The sequence below is a fragment of the Pelodictyon luteolum genome, from assembly GCF_001622165.1.
In the GTDB taxonomy this organism is placed as follows: domain Bacteria; phylum Bacteroidota; class Chlorobiia; order Chlorobiales; family Chlorobiaceae; genus Chlorobium; species Chlorobium luteolum_B.
This window is the reverse complement of the sequence record NZ_LVWG01000016.1, coordinates 119,444-138,307: the sequence shown is the minus strand read 5'-3', so window position 1 is coordinate 138,307 and position 18,864 is coordinate 119,444. Positions and strand designations below refer to the sequence as shown.

Below are 18,864 nucleotides of genomic sequence, written 5' to 3'. Positions count from 1 at the left end.
CAAATCATTTTGTCGCTTTTCTGTAAATTATTTTACCCATCCATTATAATACACCGCGCTCACTTCAATGAAACGTTCCGCAAGAGCCAGAGCTGCCCCTTCGCCGGAGGCACGCAAAGAATCAGGATAAGGGGCGCCCGCTTTCTTACGTTCCGGGCTGTTCGGAAAAGAGCGGCACGCTTGCGCTTCTCAGATGGATGTCTGTCTGGGGGAAGGGGATTTCGATGCCATTCCTGCCGAAAGCTTCGAAGATCCTGAAGTTGATTTCGCTCTGCAGAATTTTCGGCGTCTGGATGCGCGTGCTGGTCCAGACACGGAGCACGAAATCGAGCGAACTGCCCCCGAACCCTGAAAAGATGACATCCGCAGCTGGGCTGGCGAGGATGTCGGGGTGGTCTGTGGCGACCTGCAGCAGGATGCTGCGCACCTCCTCCGGATCGGAGCTGTAGGATACCCCGACGGGCACCGACACTCTTAGGTTTCGGTCGTTGTGGCTCCAGTTGATGACCTGGTTCGAAACGAACTCCGAGTTCGGGATGATGATGTTGATGTTGTCGTTGGTGAGGATGGTCGTCGAACGGATGGCGATACGCACCACGTCGCCGTTGACATCCCCTACCTGGATGCGGTCGCCCACCTTCACCGGCCTTTCAAGCAGAATGATGATGCCGCTGAAGAAGTTGTTTGCGATGTTCTGCAGGCCGAACCCGATACCGATGCCGATGGTTCCGGAAAGTACCGTGAGCGAGCTCAGGTTGATGCCAGCCGACTGCAGTACGATGAGAGCGCCGAAAATCACCACCAGATACTGGGTGATGGTGCCGAGCGCAAACCGGGCGCCTTCGTCATGGACCTTCTCGACGAGCAGGCGCTGGACAAGAAGTCGCTTCAGATAGCGCGCAGCCATGACGATGAGCGCAAGCGCTATAAGGATAGTGATGATTTTCAGGAGCGAGACCTCGGACCGGCCGATAGCAAGCAGAGGCCGGCTGAGGAAAGCCTCCACATGGCTCCACGGTTCCTGCACTGACTGCATGACTGGCATGGCGGGATCGCTTTTCAGTGGTGAACTGGTACGGCCAGGGCTCAGGAAAGCCCCTGCCCCCCATCTCCAGCCGGACGTTCATCCTCAACGAAGAACGAAGGCGTACCAAAACTCTCTCCTGAAGCAAACCCCGACGGTGCAGGGTCAGGTTCCGGCGAGGGCGTCTCATGAACCTCAGCAGAAGCGCCAAGCTCAAGCTGGTGCACACCATCGGCATAAGCTTTAGCTGCCGCCACAAATCCGTGAAAGAGAGGGTGGACCTTCTCTACCCTCGATTTCAGTTCCGGATGGAACTGCACAGCGACGAACCAGCGATGGTCACGAATTTCGATGATCTCCACCAGTTCGCCGTTCGGCGAAGTGCCGGAAAAGATCATGCCATGCTCCTCAAAGGCCGGGCGGAAGGTGTTATTGAACTCAAAACGATGGCGATGCCGCTCATTGATGAGGAACTTCCCGTAGACCGCATGGGCCTTCGTACCTTCTCTGATGATGCATGGGTAGCTGCCGAGCCGCATGGTGCCGCCCTTCTCCTTAACTTTCTTCTGCTGCTCCATGAGGTCAATCACAGGAAAACGTGCGCGCTTGTTGAACTCTGTGGAGTTTGCATCCTGCAGTCCGCAGACATTGCGGGCGAACTCGACCGACGCGCACTGCATGCCAAGGCAGATGCCGAGAAACGGGATATTCTGCTCGCGGGCGTAACGTATAAACTCGATCTTGCCCTCAATGCCGCGATCGCCGAATCCGGGAGCGACAAGAATGCCGTTGATTCCGGCGAGCTCCTTTGAAAAGTCGTAGGATTTCGATTCACCGTCCTCGGCCCGGATGAGACGAATGTTCACCTTCACATTATTGCTCGCACCGGCGTGGACCAGAGCCTCAAGGATCGACTTATAAGCATCGGGGTATTCAGTGTACTTACCGCAGATGGCAATGTTCACCTCGCCGCCCTCCGGATGCTTCACCTTCCGGCAGAAGTCCTTCCATTTTACAAGGTCCGGCTCATGGTACTGCTTGAGAGCGAGCTTCTTGAGAACGCGCATATCAAGCTTTTCCTGAAGCAGCGTAAGCGGCACCTCATAGATGGTATCGCAATCATTGAGACCGATAACATCGAGATCGTTGACGTTGCAGAAATGGCCGACCTTGTTCTTGATTTCACGAGACAGCGGCTTTTCGCTACGGCAGACCAGAATATCGGGCTGTATGCCTGTTTCAAGCAACATTTTCACGCTGTGCTGGGTCGGCTTGGTCTTCAGCTCACTGGCCGCCTTGATATAAGGAACGAAGGTGAGATGGATGTTCAGCAGGTTGCGCTCGCCCATGTCAAGCTTCATCTGGCGCATCGCCTCAAGGAAGGGTAGCGACTCAATGTCGCCGATAGTACCTCCGATCTCGGTGATAATCAAATCGTAGTGTCCGTTCTTGGCCAGTTCGGCAAGCCTGTCCTTGATTTCATCTATCACATGCGGAACGACCTGAACTGTACCGCCGAGGTACTCTCCCTTGCGCTCCTTGTCAATTACAGACTTGTAGACCCTGCCCATGGTGAGGTTCGATGCCTGTGAAGTCGATTCATCGAGGAATCGTTCGTAGTGGCCGAGGTCGAGGTCGGTTTCAGCACCATCGTCGGTCACATAGACCTCTCCGTGCTGGTAGGGAGACATGGTACCGGGATCAACGTTGATGTATGGATCATATTTCTGTATGGCCACCCGAAGTCCGCGGGACTTGAGCAACATGCCCAATGATGCGGAAAGGATTCCCTTGCCAAGCGAGGAGACGACCCCGCCTGTCACAAAAACATATTTCACATTTTTCGGCCGAGCCATGAAGCTGTCCCTCGTTTATTGGTGTAGTGGAAGTAGTCAGTTACCGGGTACCTTATGGGATCCATCGCACCAGGGAAAGTCCGCAGAGCGGCCGCAGCCGCATGCGGCGACATTCTTCTCCTCCAGGATCTCGACCCTAGCAGGGTGCTTCTCGGTCCCCTTGTGCGAACCATCGCAGTATGGCGGATTTATTGACATGCCGCAGGCGCAGTAGTACTTCGTACCCGGCTGTTCAGTGATGATGTATGGTCCTTTCTTCTCCATTGGTCCCTCGGTATGGGAAACGGTTCAGTTGATCAGTCGGTTGCGCCTTGAGCCTGTTCTCATTCGAACGAAAGCGGCATCTGGCCGTCGGGATCCTCAAGCAACACCTCAGAATCAGTTTCCTCGTCGCTCTTCGGCACCCTTGCAAGCGCGGAGATCAAGTCACCCGCCATCAGCCTGATGAGCTTCACGCCCGAGGTATTGCGGCCGGTGAGACGGATATCGGACACGTGCTGGCGGTTCACAATTCCATGCGTGGTGATGAGAATCAGATCGTCGTCGTCATTGACGTCGATCAGGCCGACCAGGCTGCCGATCTTCTCATGGGCCTTGAGGGTGATGACACCCCTTGCACCGCGCTTCGTCAGGCGGTAGTCCTCAACCCTGCTGCGTTTGCCGAACCCGTTGTCGGTCACAGCAAGCAGAGCCGTGTCGGTCCGCTTGGTGGTAACCATGGCAATGCACTTCTCTCCGCGGTCAAGCGTGATGCCCTTTACACCCATGGCAGTCCTGCCCATCGGCCGGACCTGCACCTCAGGGAAGCGGACAACCAGGCCGGAACTCTTGGCGAGAATCACCTGATGGTCACCATCGGTGAGGCGTGCGTCGAGAAGCGCGTCACCATCATCGATAGTGATGGCGGCAATGCCGTTACGGCGAGGACGCGAAAACTCATCGAGTGCCGTCTTCTTGACAATGCCGTCAGCCGTAGCCATGATGATGTAGCCCGGTTCATCGAAATTGCGGATATTGATGTAGGCCTTGATCTTTTCGTCCGGATGCAGTTCCATGATGTTGGCCAGCGCCCTGCCTCGTGCAGCGCGTCCAGCCTCGGGGATTTCATAGACCTTCAGCCAGTAGCAGCGCCCGGTGTTGGTAAAGAAAAGGATATAGTTGTGGGTGGAGGCCACGAACATGTGTTCAATGAAGTCATCATGCTTGGCCTGAGCTCCCGTCACACCTTTGCCCCCGCGAGCCTGACGGCGGTACCCGGAGACCGGGAAGCGCTTGATGAACCCATCGTGGGTAATAGTGATGACCACATCCTCCTGAGCGATCATGTCCTCAATGGAGAAATCTCCCTCCTGCGGCACGATTTCCGTCCGGCGCTCGTCACCGTATACTTCCCTCACCTTGAGCAGCTCCGTTCGGATGATCTCCAGCTGCCGTTCAGGGCTTTCAAGGATAAGGCGGAGTTCATCGATAAGAGCGAGAGTTTCCTTGTACTCGGCATCGATTTTCTGGCGTTCCATACCGGTAAGGCGCTGGAGACGCATCTCGAGGATGGCCTTGGCCTGCACCTCGGAGAGCTTGAAGCGCTCCATAAGCCGGTCCTGCGCAGTATTGGCATCGGGTGATTCCCGGATGGTGGTGATCACCTCGTCAAGATGATCCAAACAGATTTTAAGCCCCTCGAGGATGTGTGCTCTTTTCTCGGCAGCCGCAAGGTCGTAACGCGTCCTGCGCAGCACGATCTCGTTGCGGTGCTTGATGTAGAACTGCATCATCTCCTTGAGGTTCAGGACCCTTGGAACCCCGTCGACAAGGGCGAGCATGATGACGCCGAACGTATCCTGCATCGGCGTATGCTTGTACAGGTTGTTCAGCACCACTTTTGCAACGGCGTCGCGCTTGAGCTCGATGACGAGGCGCATACCGTCGCGGTCCGACTCGTCGCGGATATCGGCGATACCCTCAACCTTCTTGTCGTGAACGAGCTCAACAATCTTTTCAATCAGCCGCACCTTATTGACCTGGTAGGGCAGTTCGGTGACCACGATCGACTCACGGCCGTTCTTCTGGGTGACTTCGACCAGCGCGCGGGCCCGAATGACCACCTTGCCACGACCCGTCAGATAAGCCTGACGGACGCCTTCATATCCGTAAATGATGCCGCCGGTCGGGAAGTCGGGCGCAATCACATGCTTCATGAGATCCGAGACTTCAAGCCCCGGATTCCCGATGAGCGCAATCATACCGTCGACCACCTCGCGGAGGTTCTGAGGCGGAATATTGGTCGCCATCCCGACAGCGATGCCGGATGCGCCGTTGACAAGCAGGTTCGGAATCGATGAGGGAAGGACGGTCGGCTCCTCAAGGGAGTCGTCGAAGTTCAGGGCGAAGTCAACGGTCTCCTTGTCAAGATCCTTGAGCATTTCACCGGCGATCTGCTTCATGCGGACCTCAGTATACCTCATTGCCGCAGGGGAGTCGCCGTCGATGGAGCCGAAGTTACCCTGGCCATCGATGAGCGGATAGCGGAGCGAAAAATCCTGCACGAGACGTACAAGGCTGTCGTAAACCGCGGTGTCGCCGTGGGGATGGAACTTACCGAGCACTTCACCGACCACGCGGGCCGATTTCTTATGCGGTTTGCCTGCCTGCAGGCCCAGCTCATGCATGCCATACAGCACCCTCCTGTGGACCGGCTTCAGGCCGTCGCGCACATCGGGTAAGGCGCGGCTGACGATGACCGACATGGAATAATCGAGGTAGGACCCCCGCATTTCTTCCTCAATGGTGACAGGGAGTATTCTTTGGCGCTGCATAGGGCAATCCGGAGTGATATTGGCTATAGATACTGCGACTTGACAATGTATAAAATTCCCCGATAATTACCGATTTCAGCAAGGCCGCCGAGGACGATAAAAACAGAGAACCTGCAATGCGAATTCAGCTTACCGTGATGACCGGCGCATCGGACCATAGTGATTCCAGATCATAAAAACGACGATCGTCCGGCATAAAAATATGAACGACAACGTCAACATAATCGAGAAGGACCCAGCGCATGGTTTCCATACCCTCGATATTGAGGGGTCGTTCGCCGTCATGGCGGAGTTCATCGACAACATGATCGGCCGCAGCCTTTGCCTTGCGATCGGAATCGGCAGTGGCAATCACGAAGAAATCCGTCATCGTGGTCAACGCCCTGACGTCGAGGATTTTCACCTCTTCGCATTTCTTTTCCAGCGTCAGCTCTGCCGCACGGCGGGCGAGCAGTTCGCCGACTTCAACTTCACGCACCTCTTTCGGTGCTGCCGTTACATCTTTTTTCTTGGCTCCCATAACGCTCCATTCAGTTCAAACCGTTGACAGTACATAATCCGCACGGCAGGAATATAGCAATCATTCACTCCCCGCCAACTCCACCCGGCCCCGCCGGTGCGCTTCCGGACACAAACTCCTGATGGTAGTTTGCCTCCACCGCCCCAGCATCCGCTCCGCCGCCCATCAACAGCAATCTTCCGGCCATCGGCAGGAGAGAGGCCGCCGTAAAGAAATCCGCATCGGCAACCCTCGCCCGACCCGCCTGAAGTGCATCCCGAAGCGGATCGAGGTTGCGTCCCACGACGGCCATTCCGTCAGGGTGACGGGCGAGTTCGGTGAGCACCGCCTCCGCTCCGCCACGCAGCACAGGCGCATCCCATTTGAAAGATTCAAGATCAGCAGTGCGAAAGACGCTGTAATAATATTCGCCTTTCCGCGACTCGACCACCGCCATCACCGATTCCGCCCCGAAGTCCGACGGAAGGGACGCCGCCATCGACGGCAGCGTTGGAACAGGCACAACCGGAATACCGAGCCCGCAGGCTACGCCCTTGGCCACCGACATCCCGATTCGCAGCGCCGTAAAGGAACCCGGACCGGAGGATACCGCGACCGCATCGAGCGACTCCGGGGGTGCTGCCGCATCCATCATAACCCGATCAATAAGCGGCACGATGCTTTCAGCCGTCTTCTGCCAGGCTTCGCCGCACATGTCCCGAACGGCTGCCCCATGCAGCAGGGCGATGCCGAGAACCCCGTGCGTGCACTCGATGGCGAGGATGTTCATCGTCCTCTCCCGGTGATGGTAATGATACGAGCTGAAGTGCCGTCATAAGCTATGGAGACCCGGGCCGTGTAACAGCCCTCATACCCCGGAAAACGCTCCGCCCACTCCACAAACGAGGCCCACGCTGAAGCCAGGTACTCGCCGAATCCTATCCCCTCAAGCTCCTCAGGCGTCTCGAGCCGGTAGAGGTCGAAATGGTGCAGGGTGACCTCACGGCCCCCAACGGATCCCGTATAGACGTTCATCAGGGGAAAGGTTGGACTGGATAATTGCTCCGAACACAAAAAATATTCCGTCACTCCGCGCATGAACTCCGTTTTTCCCGCACCAAGCTCACCTGAGAGGGCAACAACATCGCCCTCGGACAGGGTTGCAGCAAAGCTCCGGCCGGCAGCCCGGGTCTCTTCAGCAGAATCGGAACGGAAAACATCATTCATATCTGGCTCAGCCAAGGGAGTGGAACACCAGCCCCGTCATAATTTTTGGATAGAAAAAGGTCGATTTCTGCGGCATGACGTCCCCGCCCTCCGACACGTCGATCACCTGCCTGACAGTCGTCGGCTTCACCACGAACCCCACCTGCGCCTCACCCGCCCCTACAGCACGGAACACCTCATCCTCATCCTTGCGGTAAACCACGTTTTTCTGCGCCGCCAAAGCCTCCGCCCCGATGCCGAGCAACCGTCCGAGCACCAGATCATGCAGAACAACGAGCCCCAGACGCCGGAGAGCATCGGGACATGAGGGATCGAGAACCTGATCGGGTTCAGCGGCAAGCACGACACCAAGAACCTTGTCCGGCAGAACCACCCCGTAAGCATAGTTTGAGGATTCGGCATCGAGAAATGCATCGAGCGCTTCTCGCCCTTCGAGCTCCGTTACCGTGAAATACTCAGCGAGTCGCCCGGAGAACGCTGCGGCATCGAAACCCTCGATACCGTGAAGCAGGCGATGGATTGGAAAAACGACCAGTCCCTCGTCATACATGTTGGCCAGATAGGTCAGAATAAAGTTGTATGGCTCGTCTCCGGTATGGCCGGGGTTGGCGGAGGCACGTTCATTGCGGTAGTTGAGGCCGGTCTCATAGCGGTGATGGCCATCGGCAATATAGACCGTGCGCTCCGAGAGGCACCCTTGGAGCCGCTTGAGCAGGGCGGGCTCATCGATGCGCCACATCCGGTTTCTGACCCCCTGCAACATAGCATCAAGCACCGGCTGGTGGGCTTCCGCGTACTCCTTCATCAGCAGGTCGGCAGTGCCCGCTTCATCGGCATAGATGCCGAACACCGGACTGATGTTCGTGCGGGTCCTGCGGTAAAGGTTCAACCTGTCCGCCTTAGGGCCTGAAAGGGTCTTTTCATGCGGCAACACTCTTTTCTCAGTAAAATCAGAGAGGCGCATTGCGGCAAAAAAACCGCTGCGCATGAACTCCCGGCCAGTAGGATCAGTAAACGTCTGGAAGTAGGGATAGAGCGCCGGGCTGTCATCAACCCTCAGCGCACCGCTTTGGAGCCATTCGGCAATGCGCCCGGCGGCAGCCGCGTAGGGATCCGCCTCCTTTGGAAGCTCAAGGCGCACGGCATTCACTTCGGACCGCTGATAGAGCTCATCCTGCAGTGCAGGCGGGATTACGTCATACGGAGGGCAGATCAGACTGGAGGCATCCTCCAGAAGGGCGGGGCTGTAAAGCAGTCCGGCAAAGGGCATGATTTCAGGCATCGGCGAACAGGACTAAAGGGTTGTTGTCAATCTCGGGCGGGCCGTTCCTTCTGGCGATCCAGAAGTCATCGTGCCCCTCCTTCACCAGCACCATGATCCGCTGGTTCTTGCACATTTCCAGCACTGCGAGAAACGTCACCACGAGGATGATGCGCTGGGTGACGCCTTCGAGAACAGAAGTGAACGACACCTGCACCCGTTCTTTAAGCATCCGGAAGATCAGCTCTGTCTGCTCGTGCACCGTCACAGGAGCTTCCATCACATTGCGTGTCATGGCCTTCGGCATGTTGTCGAGCACCGAGCGGTAGGCCTTGATGAGATGATAAATGGTCGGTCGGTTGACCGGTTCGTCCATTTCGTCAACGACCTCCTGATCGTATTCCTCGAAAAATCCGCGGGCAAAGAGTTCGTAGCGAGCCTCGGCCATCTCCGCAAGCTGCAGGCTTGCCTCCTTAATGCGCTTGTACTCGAGCAGGCGCTGCACCAGCTCGGTGCGGGGGTCGAATTCATCTGTATCGCCATTCTCCACAGAAGGACGGGGCAGGAGCATCGCTGCCTTGATACTCATCAGCATCGAGGCCATGTAGATGAACTCCGCCGCCACTTCGAGGTTAAGGGTTCTGGCCTGATGGATGTGGGTGACGAAATCGTTGGTGATTTTTGAAATGGGGATATTGTATATGTCCAGTTCATCCCTCTTGATGAAAAAGAGGAGCAGGTCGAGCGGACCTTCAAATTCCTCAAGGCTGATCCTGAACATGCGGTCGGATGTGCGTTGGAAAACTCACTGGATCAAGATAGAAAAAGCGGGGAGAAATGCCCAAGCATAAGAAAAGAACTGGCCTGCCGGCAAAAAAATGGAACCTTGAGATTTCCCGCTCATGTTGACACATTGTATATTATAATAGAGCATATATCCGATGCCGCGCAGTACAGGCGAATCGTGATCATGAGTGAGATTCCCTGCGAACACCAATGGCCGCGTCACATGAAGAAGATCCTCCTCTCTTTCGCCCTCACCGCCATCGTGGCGCTGGGCTTGTCATCTCCAGCTGCCGCCGAATCCGCCAACAACTGGTTTGACCGCGGTTTCGACTGCCAGATTCAGGGTGACATCAATAACGCCCTCAAGCATTATACGAAAGCCATCGAAATCGATCCGGCGTTCGCCATGGCCTACCAGATGCGGGGCGCTGCCAACCAGAAGCTCAAGAAATACCCGCAGGCGCTCAGCGACTACTCCATGGTAATCCACTGCGGCGAGACCAACTTCAGGGCCGTTGGCTATTACAACCGGGGCATCGTCAAAAACATGACCGGCGACTTCTCGGGTGCTACCGAAGATTTCTCACAAGCCATCGCGCTTGACGGGAAAATGGCTCCGGCATTTTTCCACAGGGCTATCGCCCGGAGCAAGACCGGAGACTTCCCCGGCCGGCAGGAGGATTTCCGGCAGGCCGCGCGTCTCGGCGACCTGAACGCCGAAGCCTGGCTGAACACCTACTGCCCCGGATGGAAGGAGATGCCTCTGGCCGGCGGCCCGTCGTAGGGAACCTCATGAGCCGAACTGGCCGGTATCAATCCACCCCATACTGAAAAGCGACCAGAAATCCATCGCCAGCCCCTGGGTAACATACCCGTAGGGGAGCCATCCGTACCCGTCCTCCCCCCATTCCCTCCCCCAGGAGTTCTTGACGAGCAGTGCACCTTTTGATGAGGTGCCGCACCGACTGTGACCCACCTCACGGCTGTCGTCATACCCTACGGCAAGCACGGCATGACCCCACTCGGCCTTTTCATCGACGCATGGCATCGGAATGTCACCCGGAGCGGCGCCTTCGTCGAACGAGGGGAATCCGAAAAAGCCGAAAACCGAGGGTACGCCGGCGCCAAGGAAGCGCTTCACCCCACCAAGCACACTCACCCGGTCCACATCTCCCCCAATGGGGTCATGGCAGAAGTAACGAAGCGCCTCGAAGTTATCGGCCAGAGCATAGACGAACCCCGTCGGCTCAAGATCAAAATCAGCATCGTCGTCACTGTAAGGCCAGTACTTTTCAGGAGGAGCTCCGCACAACGCCAGGGCGCCCATGGTGCTTCGCATCCAGGCTCCGCTGTCACCCTCTACACCCATGAGGTTACGGGTTGTCTTGTAGATGAAAAGGCGGGAACAGTCTATATGGCGACCGAAGGCCCGGCGCTCATAGTATTCGACCATACCGGCCACGGCCTGTGCCGTACACGCTCCTATGCCGCCCTGGTTTTCGACCGGGGAACACCACTGCCGGAGATCCACAGAAAAAGGAAGCGGACCCGCACCGTCCGCAACGCCGATCATCCGGGTCATGACGGCAATATCAGGGTGGGAAGCGGTATAATCTCGAAGATCGGGCATCGGGGGAAGCCACCCGGTACCGACAGGTTCCGGGCGGCCTGCTAACGTTAAGAGCTGTTGCATCGGGTACACGGCATCCTCCTTTCTTGCAGTTGGGGAAGGCAAAGACGCCAGTGCATGCACGCCGTAGGCATACTACACAAATAACAGAACTACACCGCCGTACCACCCCGCTCTCGGGTCCTGATGCGTATGCATTCCTCCAGTGGGGTGATGAAGATCTTACCGTCACCAATAGCCACAGGATCATGGCTTGCAGAGTGGATGATGGTATCAACGGTGACGTCGACGAACTCATCGTTCACAGCAATATCAAGGCGGATTTTCGGAATGAGGTTCGGCGCAATCTTCTGGCCGCGGTAAATATCAATATCCTCCTGACGGCCATGGCCGGTCACGCGGCTGACCGTTATGCGGGTAATGTCTGCCTGAATCAGCGCTTCGCGGACGTGATCAAGCCTGTCTGGATTGATGATGGCGGTAATCAGCTTCATTGATCGGAGGGTTGATTCAGTTGAGGTTGATGAGGCCGTATCCGTGCTCGCCGTGCATGCTGTGATCAAGACCCGACATTTCATCGTTTTCGCTGATTCGCAGGCCGACAGTCTTATCAATGAGCACCAGAATGAGAAGCGAGACGATCGCGGCATAGACAACGGTAATACCAACGGCTGTTGCCTGCACCCCAAGCTGCTGCATCACAGTCCAGCTGCCACCGGCCTTTTCGGCGGCATCGGCCATCCATGCAGGACGAATGAAAAATACAAGCGCAAGAGCTCCAACGATGCCGCCGACTCCGTGAACGCCAAAAGCATCAAGGCTGTCATCGTATCCCATCTTGTTTTTTATAAGAATCGCGCTGTAACATACAATAGAGGCAAGAGCACCGAGCGCGAACGCCCCGGATGGCTGCACAACACCTGCCGCAGGCGTGATGGCGACAAGACCGGCCAGAATACCGGAGGCGACGCCGAGGCTGGTGGCTTTGCGGTGCTGCAGCATTTCAATGACCATCCAGGTGAACGCCCCCGCCGCCGCCGACACCTGCGTGACGGTGAGGGCCCGGGCGGTGGCAAGATCGCTTGCGATTGCGCTGCCGGCATTGAAACCGAACCAGCCAACCCAGAGCAATCCTGCACCTGTGAGGGTCATGACCAGATTGTTCGGATGCATCACGTTGCGGGGATAGCCGCGGCGGCTGCCGAGATAAAGCGCCGCAACCAGCGCAGTCACGCCCGAAGAGATATGAACAACGGTGCCGCCGGCAAAGTCGATCGCCCCTGCCGCTCCAAGGTTGAAGAGGAATCCGTCAGAAGCCCATACCCAGTGGCATATGGGACTATAGACAATGATGCTCCAGAGCGCAATGAAGAGGGCGTATCCGCGGAAGTTCACCCGTTCGGCGAACGCGCCGGCAATAAGGGCCGGGGTGATGATGGCGAACTTCCCCTGGAACATGGCGAAGACATATTCGGGAATGTGTGACGACAGAATGGATTCATCGATCCCCTGCAGCATAAAATACTTCGAATCCCAGCCAACAAAGCCGCCGAGCACTCCCGGACCGAAACTCAGGGCGTAGCCGACCATCGGCCAGAGCACCCCGATGATCACCATCGCACCGAAGCTGTGCATCATCGTGCCGATCACGTTTTTCGTGCGCACAAGGCCGCCGTAAAACATGGCAAGTCCCGGGATCATCAGAAGCACAAGGGCGGTTGATGTGAGCATCCAGGAAGTGGTGCCCGAATCGGTATAGACTTCGGGTGCTGCCGCAGCCGTTGCGGATACCTGCATCAGAAAGGGCAGCATCAATAGGGCCGTTACCATTCTTTTCCTCATAACCGGCGTTTAGGTTTTATTAAACCCTAAATAATTTAAGGTCATGGAGACTAAATAATTATTTTATTAAGTAAAAACAAAACAATAGAGCATCTGCCCATAGAATTATGGATATCCGCGTATTACAGCAGAGGAAGTGACGCGGACGGGACGAAAACAACCCGACCGGGGAGATTTTATTTTTTTGAAAACAACTTTGCATTGCCATAAATTACCGCTTAGAAACCAGCCAATGGTTGGCTGGTCGCTTACAGGTAATTTGTGCCTTGGTTATCTGCAGAGCGCCTCTTTCTATCAATGCACCATGTATATCGAAACAAAAAAAATGAATATTTACATTGGCAATCTGCCGTACTCCGTGACAGAAGATGATCTTCGCGAGGCATTCTCCCGGTTCGGACAGGTCGACAGCGCGAACATCATCATGGACAAGTTTTCCGGACGCTCCAAAGGGTTCGGCTTTGTTGACATGTCAAGCGACGAGGAAGGCCGCACCGCCATCGAAGCGATGAACGAGCAGGACTTCAAAGGCCGCACCATCAAAGTTAACGAGGCCAGACCCCGTGAAGAAAGGGCTCCCAGAAGGGACCGCTACTGAGCCCTGTCCCCTGTAATAGATGAAAAAGCCGGGCGGAACCTGTGTGTTCCGCCCGGCTTTTTTTTTAGCTTTTCCGCCCGCCGTCCTCATCGGATGACAGTCAATGCTCACGCTGGACAAGATCCCTGAGAGCAGATGCAAGTGAGGGGAAACGAAACACAAAGCCGTGCGCCGTCATGACCCCAGGCAGCACCTTCTGCCCCTTGACTGCATACTCTGCGCCCTCACCCATGAGGACCTGCACCGCCATCTTTGGTACAGGAAGCAGCGACGGACGGCCGAGCACGGAGCCGAGCGCTTGGGCGAACTCCTTCATGGAAGCCGGTTTCGGCCCTACAGCATTCACGGGGCCGCTCCAGTCCGCATTATCGAGTGCGGCAAGAATGCAGTCTATTTCATCATCGAGGTGGATCCATGAAATGCACTGTTCGCCTGTTCCGACAGGACCGCCAACGAAGAAATTGAACGGGCCGATCAGCTTCTGCAGCATACCACCTCTGGTGGAGAGCACGATGCCGGTTCGAAGCAGAACCAGACGCACTCCGAGTTTTTCTGCCGCCAGGGCCTCCCGCTCCCAGTCCTCGCATATTTTTGCAAGAAAATCTCTGCCGGCCGCTCCGTTTTCAAGGATGTCGGGCGTATCACCACAACGCTCAAATGAGCCGTAATAGCCTATGGCCGATGCAGATATGAAGACGCCGGGCTTCACCGGCGCCTTGGCGATGGCAGCAACCATGTGGCGGGTTCCGAGTATGCGGGAGTTGTAGCACTCCTGCTTGTGCTCTTCCGTCCAGCGGGTTTCAAGCAGGGGTTTGCCTGCAAGATGAATAACCGCTTTTGCGCCGCTGACAAGGCCTGTCCATTCTCCTTCGGCCATGTCGGAATCCCACAGTACGTATCTGTCTGCTCCGGGCACTTTCCGTCTCGCCGATTCGGGGCTTCGTGCAAGGACCACAACCACTTCGCCCCTCTGTTCCAACGCTGCGACAAGCTCGGTGCCGATGACACCGGTGGCGCCGGTGATGACAATATGACCCTCCATAACCTCTTCAGGATTTATATGATGAAAAAGACCCCCTCAAAGAGGGGGTCACAGTCAAGTGCTGTCATAAACAGACATAGGGGAAGAATAATTCCCGGCAGCATCAACTCAACGCGACATCAGCGATCAAACGGCAGCACCGCACCTCCGTCTTCAGAGATACGGACATCGGTCGGACGGCCGGGGTTCACCGGAACGGCATTCCCTGCACCGCTGACCCTGCGGCATATGCAGCCATCGACCATGAGGGAGAAATCACCCTCAACAACCGCAGCATAGGACTTTTTCGAAGCGACCCGCACGACCTTGATTCTACCGATCCGGTTTTCTACCGCGCCCAGCGACTCTCCTGTATAATGATCCTTCACATCGGGGCCGACAGCTAACACGTCAAAAAGCTCTCCTTCCTGCAGGGTCACACCGCCCTGATTCACCAGTACTTCGCCCGCTGCATTACGACCCACGACGCGAAGCGGATAGATGTTATCAAGCGCACGCCGCACGATCATGCGGGCCGCCCCAAAAACCAGTGCGCGGCGAACAGCATCGGGGCTCGGCGACACTGAACCATCCCGTGGCATCTCGGATCCTTCAAGCTCAATCCGCTCGCTGCCCGACCACTTGACCTCCCTCGTCGACATCACGATGATCCGGTAATCCACACTGAGTGAAGCAGCACCATGCTGTACCCGTTCCCCGGTGAGTCCTGAAACATGGTCGGTTCGGCGTTCTCCGCCTCCTGAGATGATGCCGACAAGCATGTAGTCCACACCGAGCGCCATGCCCATTTTCATCATTTCCGACGCCTCGGCATCCGCTGAGAGCAGGAGAGACTTTTCATTGAGATACGCATCCATGTAATCGCGGTCAAGCACCGAAAATTTCCGGCTCTGGGTCAATTCCGTCACCACCTGCTGAACCAGTTCCGCCGATATATCTTCAGCAGGAACCTGCTGCCCATCGAACATCAGTGACGAGCTTGCTGTCCGGAATGGCATCACCGCGATCCGGCGACGTTTGGAGGTATTGAGGCCGGGGCTTTTGTAGCGTGTAAACGCGGCCAATACTCTTGCCTCCCAGCGGCCGTCCGCCAGCTCGTGGGCGTCAAGCACACGGTACTGCCGGACCGCTCCGCGTACCGACTCGCGCACCTCGTCACGAACGACAGTTTTTGGCTTGTCGGAGACAGCCATTGCGCTATCCCTCAAGGCTACTGGTTCGGGCAGTTCTCTCACCAGTTCCCTTGTTGATTGGAGGTCAACCCCCTGGTTCTGGCGGATAGCCTCGAGCAGGGCATCCTGAACCGCTTCAGAGCGGGTCTCTCCGTACCCTTTAACGTCCAGCTGCGAGACCACGAATTCGGCCTTCGCCGCAAAAGGCAGCAGAAGCATAGCGAGTACAAGGAAAATCTTTTTCAGCATGGTCATGGGGAAGGTCGAAAAACGTTAGAAATCATATTCAGGCAAGGAAGACGGCGGCGCAGAGAACGGCTCTTCGGCCGGCGGGCCGGCAGGCAGTGGCATGAGGATCGGCGTAACGGCAAGAGAGTCAACAGGCACGCACTCCTCTGGAGCAACCGAATCGACAGGTGCGGACTGCTTGATCGCAGCCGAGTCCAAGGCTGCCGGGAGAAGGGCGTCCGGGGAGGCGGCAAGCACCCCCGGCACCGTTAGTGCGAGCAGAGTAATAAACGCCCTTTTCACCATGATACGCTCTTGTTGCTTCCCCGCTTGCCGATGAAGCTCTCACCCTCCCAGAACGCCAATCCCGTGTTGATGTCGGTAAGGGTCAGCTGGAAGTAGTACTCTACCTGCTGGGTCCCGCTGCTCACGCGGATGTTCCGCTGGAGAATCTTGCCGGAAAGGCTGAGCTCTGGAGCAATCATCCGGCCTTTACCTGCTACGGTTGACTGGTTGAACTCTTCTGACTGGCGGAGCTCACGGGTCTGCATGGCCATCCGGTCCTCGGGGCCGTTCGGGCCTACGGCTGTCGTGACAACCACCTTTCCGCTCTGGAGCAGGTCTATGCGGATCTTCTTAACGAGCTGATCGGTATCGATGCGCTGCATCGTATCATTGATGACACGAGAAACGACGAGCACATATCGGCCGCCGTCCCGTTTGTTCAGAGCGCCGGACTGCAGCATAGAGCCGACCGCCTCGCCGGCAGCCGTCTGGAAATCGCGATAATCAAGACCCATAACGGCCTTACCCTGATCGTTGTTCGTATCGATATGCTGAACGGAGGTTGCACAACCGCTCATGGTGATGGCCACAGCCAGGGCGGCCAGGATGTTTTTTCCTTTCATGATTCTCCCAATGGTTGTCGGTTACTTTTTAGCTTTCCTGATTAAAATCCTGAAATCCGAAACACCCTGTTTAGGGGCCACGGCACTGAATGAGAAGCTCGCCTTTTCAAACGCAGGGAAGGTCGCCCATCGGGTCATGACGCTCGGCACCTGCATGCCGCTGCCATCAAACCACTCCACGCGGTACTCGAGCAGGCGGTACCTGGAGGTTTTATTCCGACCCGTCACCTGCACCTCCATCAAACCGCCGCTGTTGACGACCGAAACGAAATCGGTCAGAAGCATGTCACCCTTGAGCGAACCATCTACAAACGATACCCTGCGTTCTTCAAGACGCGTGCTGGTGCACCCGCCGATGAACAGCAACAGCATAACAATCACCCCGAATCTTGAACTCCTCTGCATGCTTATTTCTCCATGTCTTGATGTGAATGAATCCCTTCTCCATGCGTTTCATCCGGCCCTTCCCCCAAGCCGGCAGCGGCAATGGGCCGTTCCTCAGCTGCAGCAGCCTGCACAGGGTCCATCGGTGTCACGCTGCAAAATGGTGCAGCCCCGGGTGCGGGAACCTTGACATACACCATCGAACTTCCATCTGCAGGCACCGTTACGCTCAACACCCTGCCCCCGGCTGTTTCAATAGCAAGGATACCGCCTCCCGGAACCGGAACCCGGGCAATCTGGAACTCTTTGGGAAGCGCCGTCCACATACGGGTGTCGGCAATGGTAGTCGCCCGCTGCATGAGACCGCCAAGAATACCGCCGATATCGCCGAACTGCTTCTGGGCCTGGTTCTGGACTACCGTTTTCATGGCAGCCGAGAGAATAGCACGACGCAGGATTGCCGGATAGCGCTTCTTGAATTCGGTCTGCACCACCCTATCCATGCTTGAAAGAAACTGCGTACGGCCAACCACCTGCGCCCCATCCTTCACGGACAGACCCTGACAGCCGTTCTCCCTGTACACCAGCTTCGGCAGTGCGATACCGGTGTATTTTATCTGGCTCGTCACAAGAAACAACGGGAGGTCAAGCCGCACTTCTTCCTTCACCGGACCGGAGCCATTTTCAAAGATCACCCAGACATGCCGTCCCCTCGACTGCAGGCCATCGGCCTCGGCAAGGTCGCCCATCACCACGGCATTTCCCTGCGTCATGCCCACAACCTCTTTAAAGAGGGTGGAGGCTTTCGGATAATCCCCCTGCGACATGAAAAACAGACCCGCAGCATAGGTGGTGAACGGGTTCACAAAATCCGGATACGCAGCAAACTCAAAAAGATTTGAATACGTATTCTCAATGGCGTCTCTAACCTCTGGACTATTGACGCTCTCTTCAAGATCGACGCTCCCACGTCCATCCGCCTGCTTCCGCGCAATTTCCTCTTTCTGCCTGGCAATTTCAGAGGCAAACCGATCCACCGCCCTGCGCTGCCGATCGAGAGCGCGGTTGAACTCAATCCGGGCAAGATCGATTTTCCCTTCTTGCCAGAAATTCAGCGCCTTATAGGTATTGACCATCACGCCATCGTATACGCTACCCTTATAATCAAGCGAGCTATCATTGAGGAGTACCGCTCCTGCACTTGATGCCGCATTGGAAGCAAAGAGTTTTTCGTCGTGGGCCTTGATGATCGCCTCACACTCATCGAACAGCAGTGAACTCAGCTCCATCCGGTTGCTGTAGCGCAACGCAGCAGCAGCCTGCATCGACTGCAGTAACTTTGCCTTATCCTCCCGCTTATCGCCGATGCGTTCAAGTGCGAAATCTGCGGCTTGCTCGTACTGAGCGTTCTCAAAAAGAATGTTGAATTTCTCGATGTCCTTCTTCTGCCCGGCGAAAGCCGCTCCATGGACAAAAAAAATGGCAGCAACCCAGAAAGCAATGCTCTGCAGTGCCATACGAACAGATGACGGCGTCATATCGGAGAGGGGGTAGAGGGTTGTAGCAACATCGCGAGGCGGACCGTTTAAATCCG

At 56.4% G+C, this 18,864-nt stretch carries 20 protein-coding genes; 2 read left to right on the top strand and 18 right to left on the bottom strand.

The annotated features are described in order from the left end of the window. Positions 1–145 precede the first annotated feature (145 nt). From A3K90_RS02230 to A3K90_RS02190, 9 genes are all read right to left on the bottom strand, one after another. A complete protein-coding gene (locus tag A3K90_RS02230) occupies positions 146–1,036 on the bottom strand; it encodes a mechanosensitive ion channel family protein (RefSeq protein ID WP_303680969.1) in 891 nt (296 codons plus the stop codon). Positions 1,037–1,086: 50 nt separating this feature from the next. Beyond that, positions 1,087–2,880: a CTP synthase gene (locus tag A3K90_RS02225; protein WP_303680962.1), complete on the bottom strand. Its 1,794-nt coding sequence runs from the start codon at positions 2,878–2,880 to the stop codon at positions 1,087–1,089. 36 nt (positions 2,881–2,916) lie between these two features. Then, on the bottom strand, positions 2,917–3,144 hold the full coding sequence (locus tag A3K90_RS02220) for a CDGSH iron-sulfur domain-containing protein (protein WP_303680961.1): 228 nt from the start codon (positions 3,142–3,144) through the stop codon (positions 2,917–2,919). 59 nt (positions 3,145–3,203) lie between these two features. After that, on the bottom strand, positions 3,204–5,693 hold the full coding sequence (gyrA, locus tag A3K90_RS02215) for a DNA gyrase subunit A (protein WP_303680960.1): 2,490 nt from the start codon (positions 5,691–5,693) through the stop codon (positions 3,204–3,206). 124 nt (positions 5,694–5,817) lie between these two features. After that, complete coding sequence (gene rsfS, locus A3K90_RS02210; RefSeq protein ID WP_303680959.1) at positions 5,818–6,213, bottom strand: ribosome silencing factor; 396 nt, start codon at positions 6,211–6,213, stop codon at positions 5,818–5,820. Between the two features lie 64 nt (positions 6,214–6,277). Beyond that, the gene (gene tsaB / locus A3K90_RS02205; protein WP_303680958.1) at positions 6,278–6,982 is read right to left on the bottom strand and encodes a tRNA (adenosine(37)-N6)-threonylcarbamoyltransferase complex dimerization subunit type 1 TsaB; all 705 of its coding nucleotides are present in this window, start codon (positions 6,980–6,982) and stop codon (positions 6,278–6,280) included. Next, positions 6,979–7,419 (bottom strand): tRNA (adenosine(37)-N6)-threonylcarbamoyltransferase complex ATPase subunit type 1 TsaE, encoded by a 441-nt coding sequence (gene tsaE / locus A3K90_RS02200; RefSeq protein WP_303680957.1) that lies wholly within the window; start codon positions 7,417–7,419, stop codon positions 6,979–6,981. The genes tsaB and tsaE overlap by 4 nt, the downstream gene beginning before the upstream one ends. 7 nt (positions 7,420–7,426) lie before the next feature. Next, positions 7,427–8,701 carry a DUF1015 domain-containing protein gene (locus A3K90_RS02195; protein ID WP_303680956.1) on the bottom strand — a complete coding sequence of 425 codons (1,275 nt, stop codon included), beginning with the start codon at positions 8,699–8,701 and terminating at the stop codon, positions 7,427–7,429. After that, the gene (locus A3K90_RS02190; protein WP_303680955.1) at positions 8,694–9,461 is read right to left on the bottom strand and encodes a ScpA family protein; all 768 of its coding nucleotides are present in this window, start codon (positions 9,459–9,461) and stop codon (positions 8,694–8,696) included. The genes A3K90_RS02195 and A3K90_RS02190 overlap by 8 nt, the downstream gene beginning before the upstream one ends. 228 nt (positions 9,462–9,689) lie before the next feature. On the opposite strand from A3K90_RS02190, the gene A3K90_RS02185 reads away from it, so the two are divergent. Then, positions 9,690–10,250: a tetratricopeptide repeat protein gene (locus A3K90_RS02185; RefSeq protein ID WP_303680954.1), complete on the top strand. Its 561-nt coding sequence runs from the start codon at positions 9,690–9,692 to the stop codon at positions 10,248–10,250. Between the two features lie 6 nt (positions 10,251–10,256). On the opposite strand, the gene A3K90_RS02180 is transcribed toward A3K90_RS02185, so the two are convergent. The 3 genes from A3K90_RS02180 to A3K90_RS02170 form a co-directional block, all read right to left on the bottom strand. After that, positions 10,257–11,159 (bottom strand): C1 family peptidase, encoded by a 903-nt coding sequence (locus A3K90_RS02180; RefSeq protein ID WP_303680953.1) that lies wholly within the window; start codon positions 11,157–11,159, stop codon positions 10,257–10,259. 89 nt (positions 11,160–11,248) lie between these two features. After that, a complete protein-coding gene (locus tag A3K90_RS02175; protein WP_303680952.1) occupies positions 11,249–11,590 on the bottom strand; it encodes a P-II family nitrogen regulator in 342 nt (113 codons plus the stop codon). A 16-nt stretch (positions 11,591–11,606) separates the two neighbouring features. Then, a complete protein-coding gene (locus tag A3K90_RS02170; RefSeq protein WP_303680951.1) occupies positions 11,607–12,938 on the bottom strand; it encodes an ammonium transporter in 1,332 nt (443 codons plus the stop codon). A gap of 325 nt (positions 12,939–13,263) precedes the next feature. Here A3K90_RS02170 and A3K90_RS02165 point away from each other — a divergent pair, with 325 nt between their 5' ends. After that, the gene (locus tag A3K90_RS02165) at positions 13,264–13,536 is read left to right on the top strand and encodes an RNA-binding protein (RefSeq protein ID WP_303680950.1); all 273 of its coding nucleotides are present in this window, start codon (positions 13,264–13,266) and stop codon (positions 13,534–13,536) included. Positions 13,537–13,636: 100 nt separating this feature from the next. Here the strand turns inward: A3K90_RS02165 and A3K90_RS02160 are convergent, their stop codons facing one another. The 6 genes from A3K90_RS02160 to A3K90_RS02135 all read right to left on the bottom strand — a co-directional run bounded on the left by A3K90_RS02160 (position 13,637) and on the right by A3K90_RS02135 (position 18,787). After that, positions 13,637–14,578, bottom strand: coding sequence for a TIGR01777 family oxidoreductase (locus A3K90_RS02160; RefSeq protein ID WP_303680949.1), 942 nt, complete (start codon positions 14,576–14,578; stop codon positions 13,637–13,639). Between the two features lie 119 nt (positions 14,579–14,697). Further along, entirely contained in the window at positions 14,698–16,005 is a 1,308-nt protein-coding gene (locus A3K90_RS02155) for a CsgG/HfaB family protein (RefSeq protein ID WP_303680948.1), read from the bottom strand. An 18-nt stretch (positions 16,006–16,023) separates the two neighbouring features. Continuing rightward, on the bottom strand, positions 16,024–16,284 hold the full coding sequence (locus A3K90_RS02150) for a hypothetical protein (RefSeq protein WP_303680947.1): 261 nt from the start codon (positions 16,282–16,284) through the stop codon (positions 16,024–16,026). Beyond that, the gene (gene lpoB, locus A3K90_RS02145; protein WP_303680946.1) at positions 16,278–16,886 is read right to left on the bottom strand and encodes a penicillin-binding protein activator LpoB; all 609 of its coding nucleotides are present in this window, start codon (positions 16,884–16,886) and stop codon (positions 16,278–16,280) included. Before lpoB ends, A3K90_RS02150 begins: the two co-directional genes overlap by 7 nt. A 21-nt stretch (positions 16,887–16,907) precedes the next feature. Beyond that, entirely contained in the window at positions 16,908–17,291 is a 384-nt protein-coding gene (locus tag A3K90_RS02140; RefSeq protein WP_303680945.1) for a YcfL family protein, read from the bottom strand. Positions 17,292–17,293: 2 nt separating this feature from the next. Continuing rightward, positions 17,294–18,787 (bottom strand): COG3014 family protein, encoded by a 1,494-nt coding sequence (locus A3K90_RS02135; RefSeq protein ID WP_303680944.1) that lies wholly within the window; start codon positions 18,785–18,787, stop codon positions 17,294–17,296. Positions 18,788–18,864: the final 77 nt, after the last annotated feature.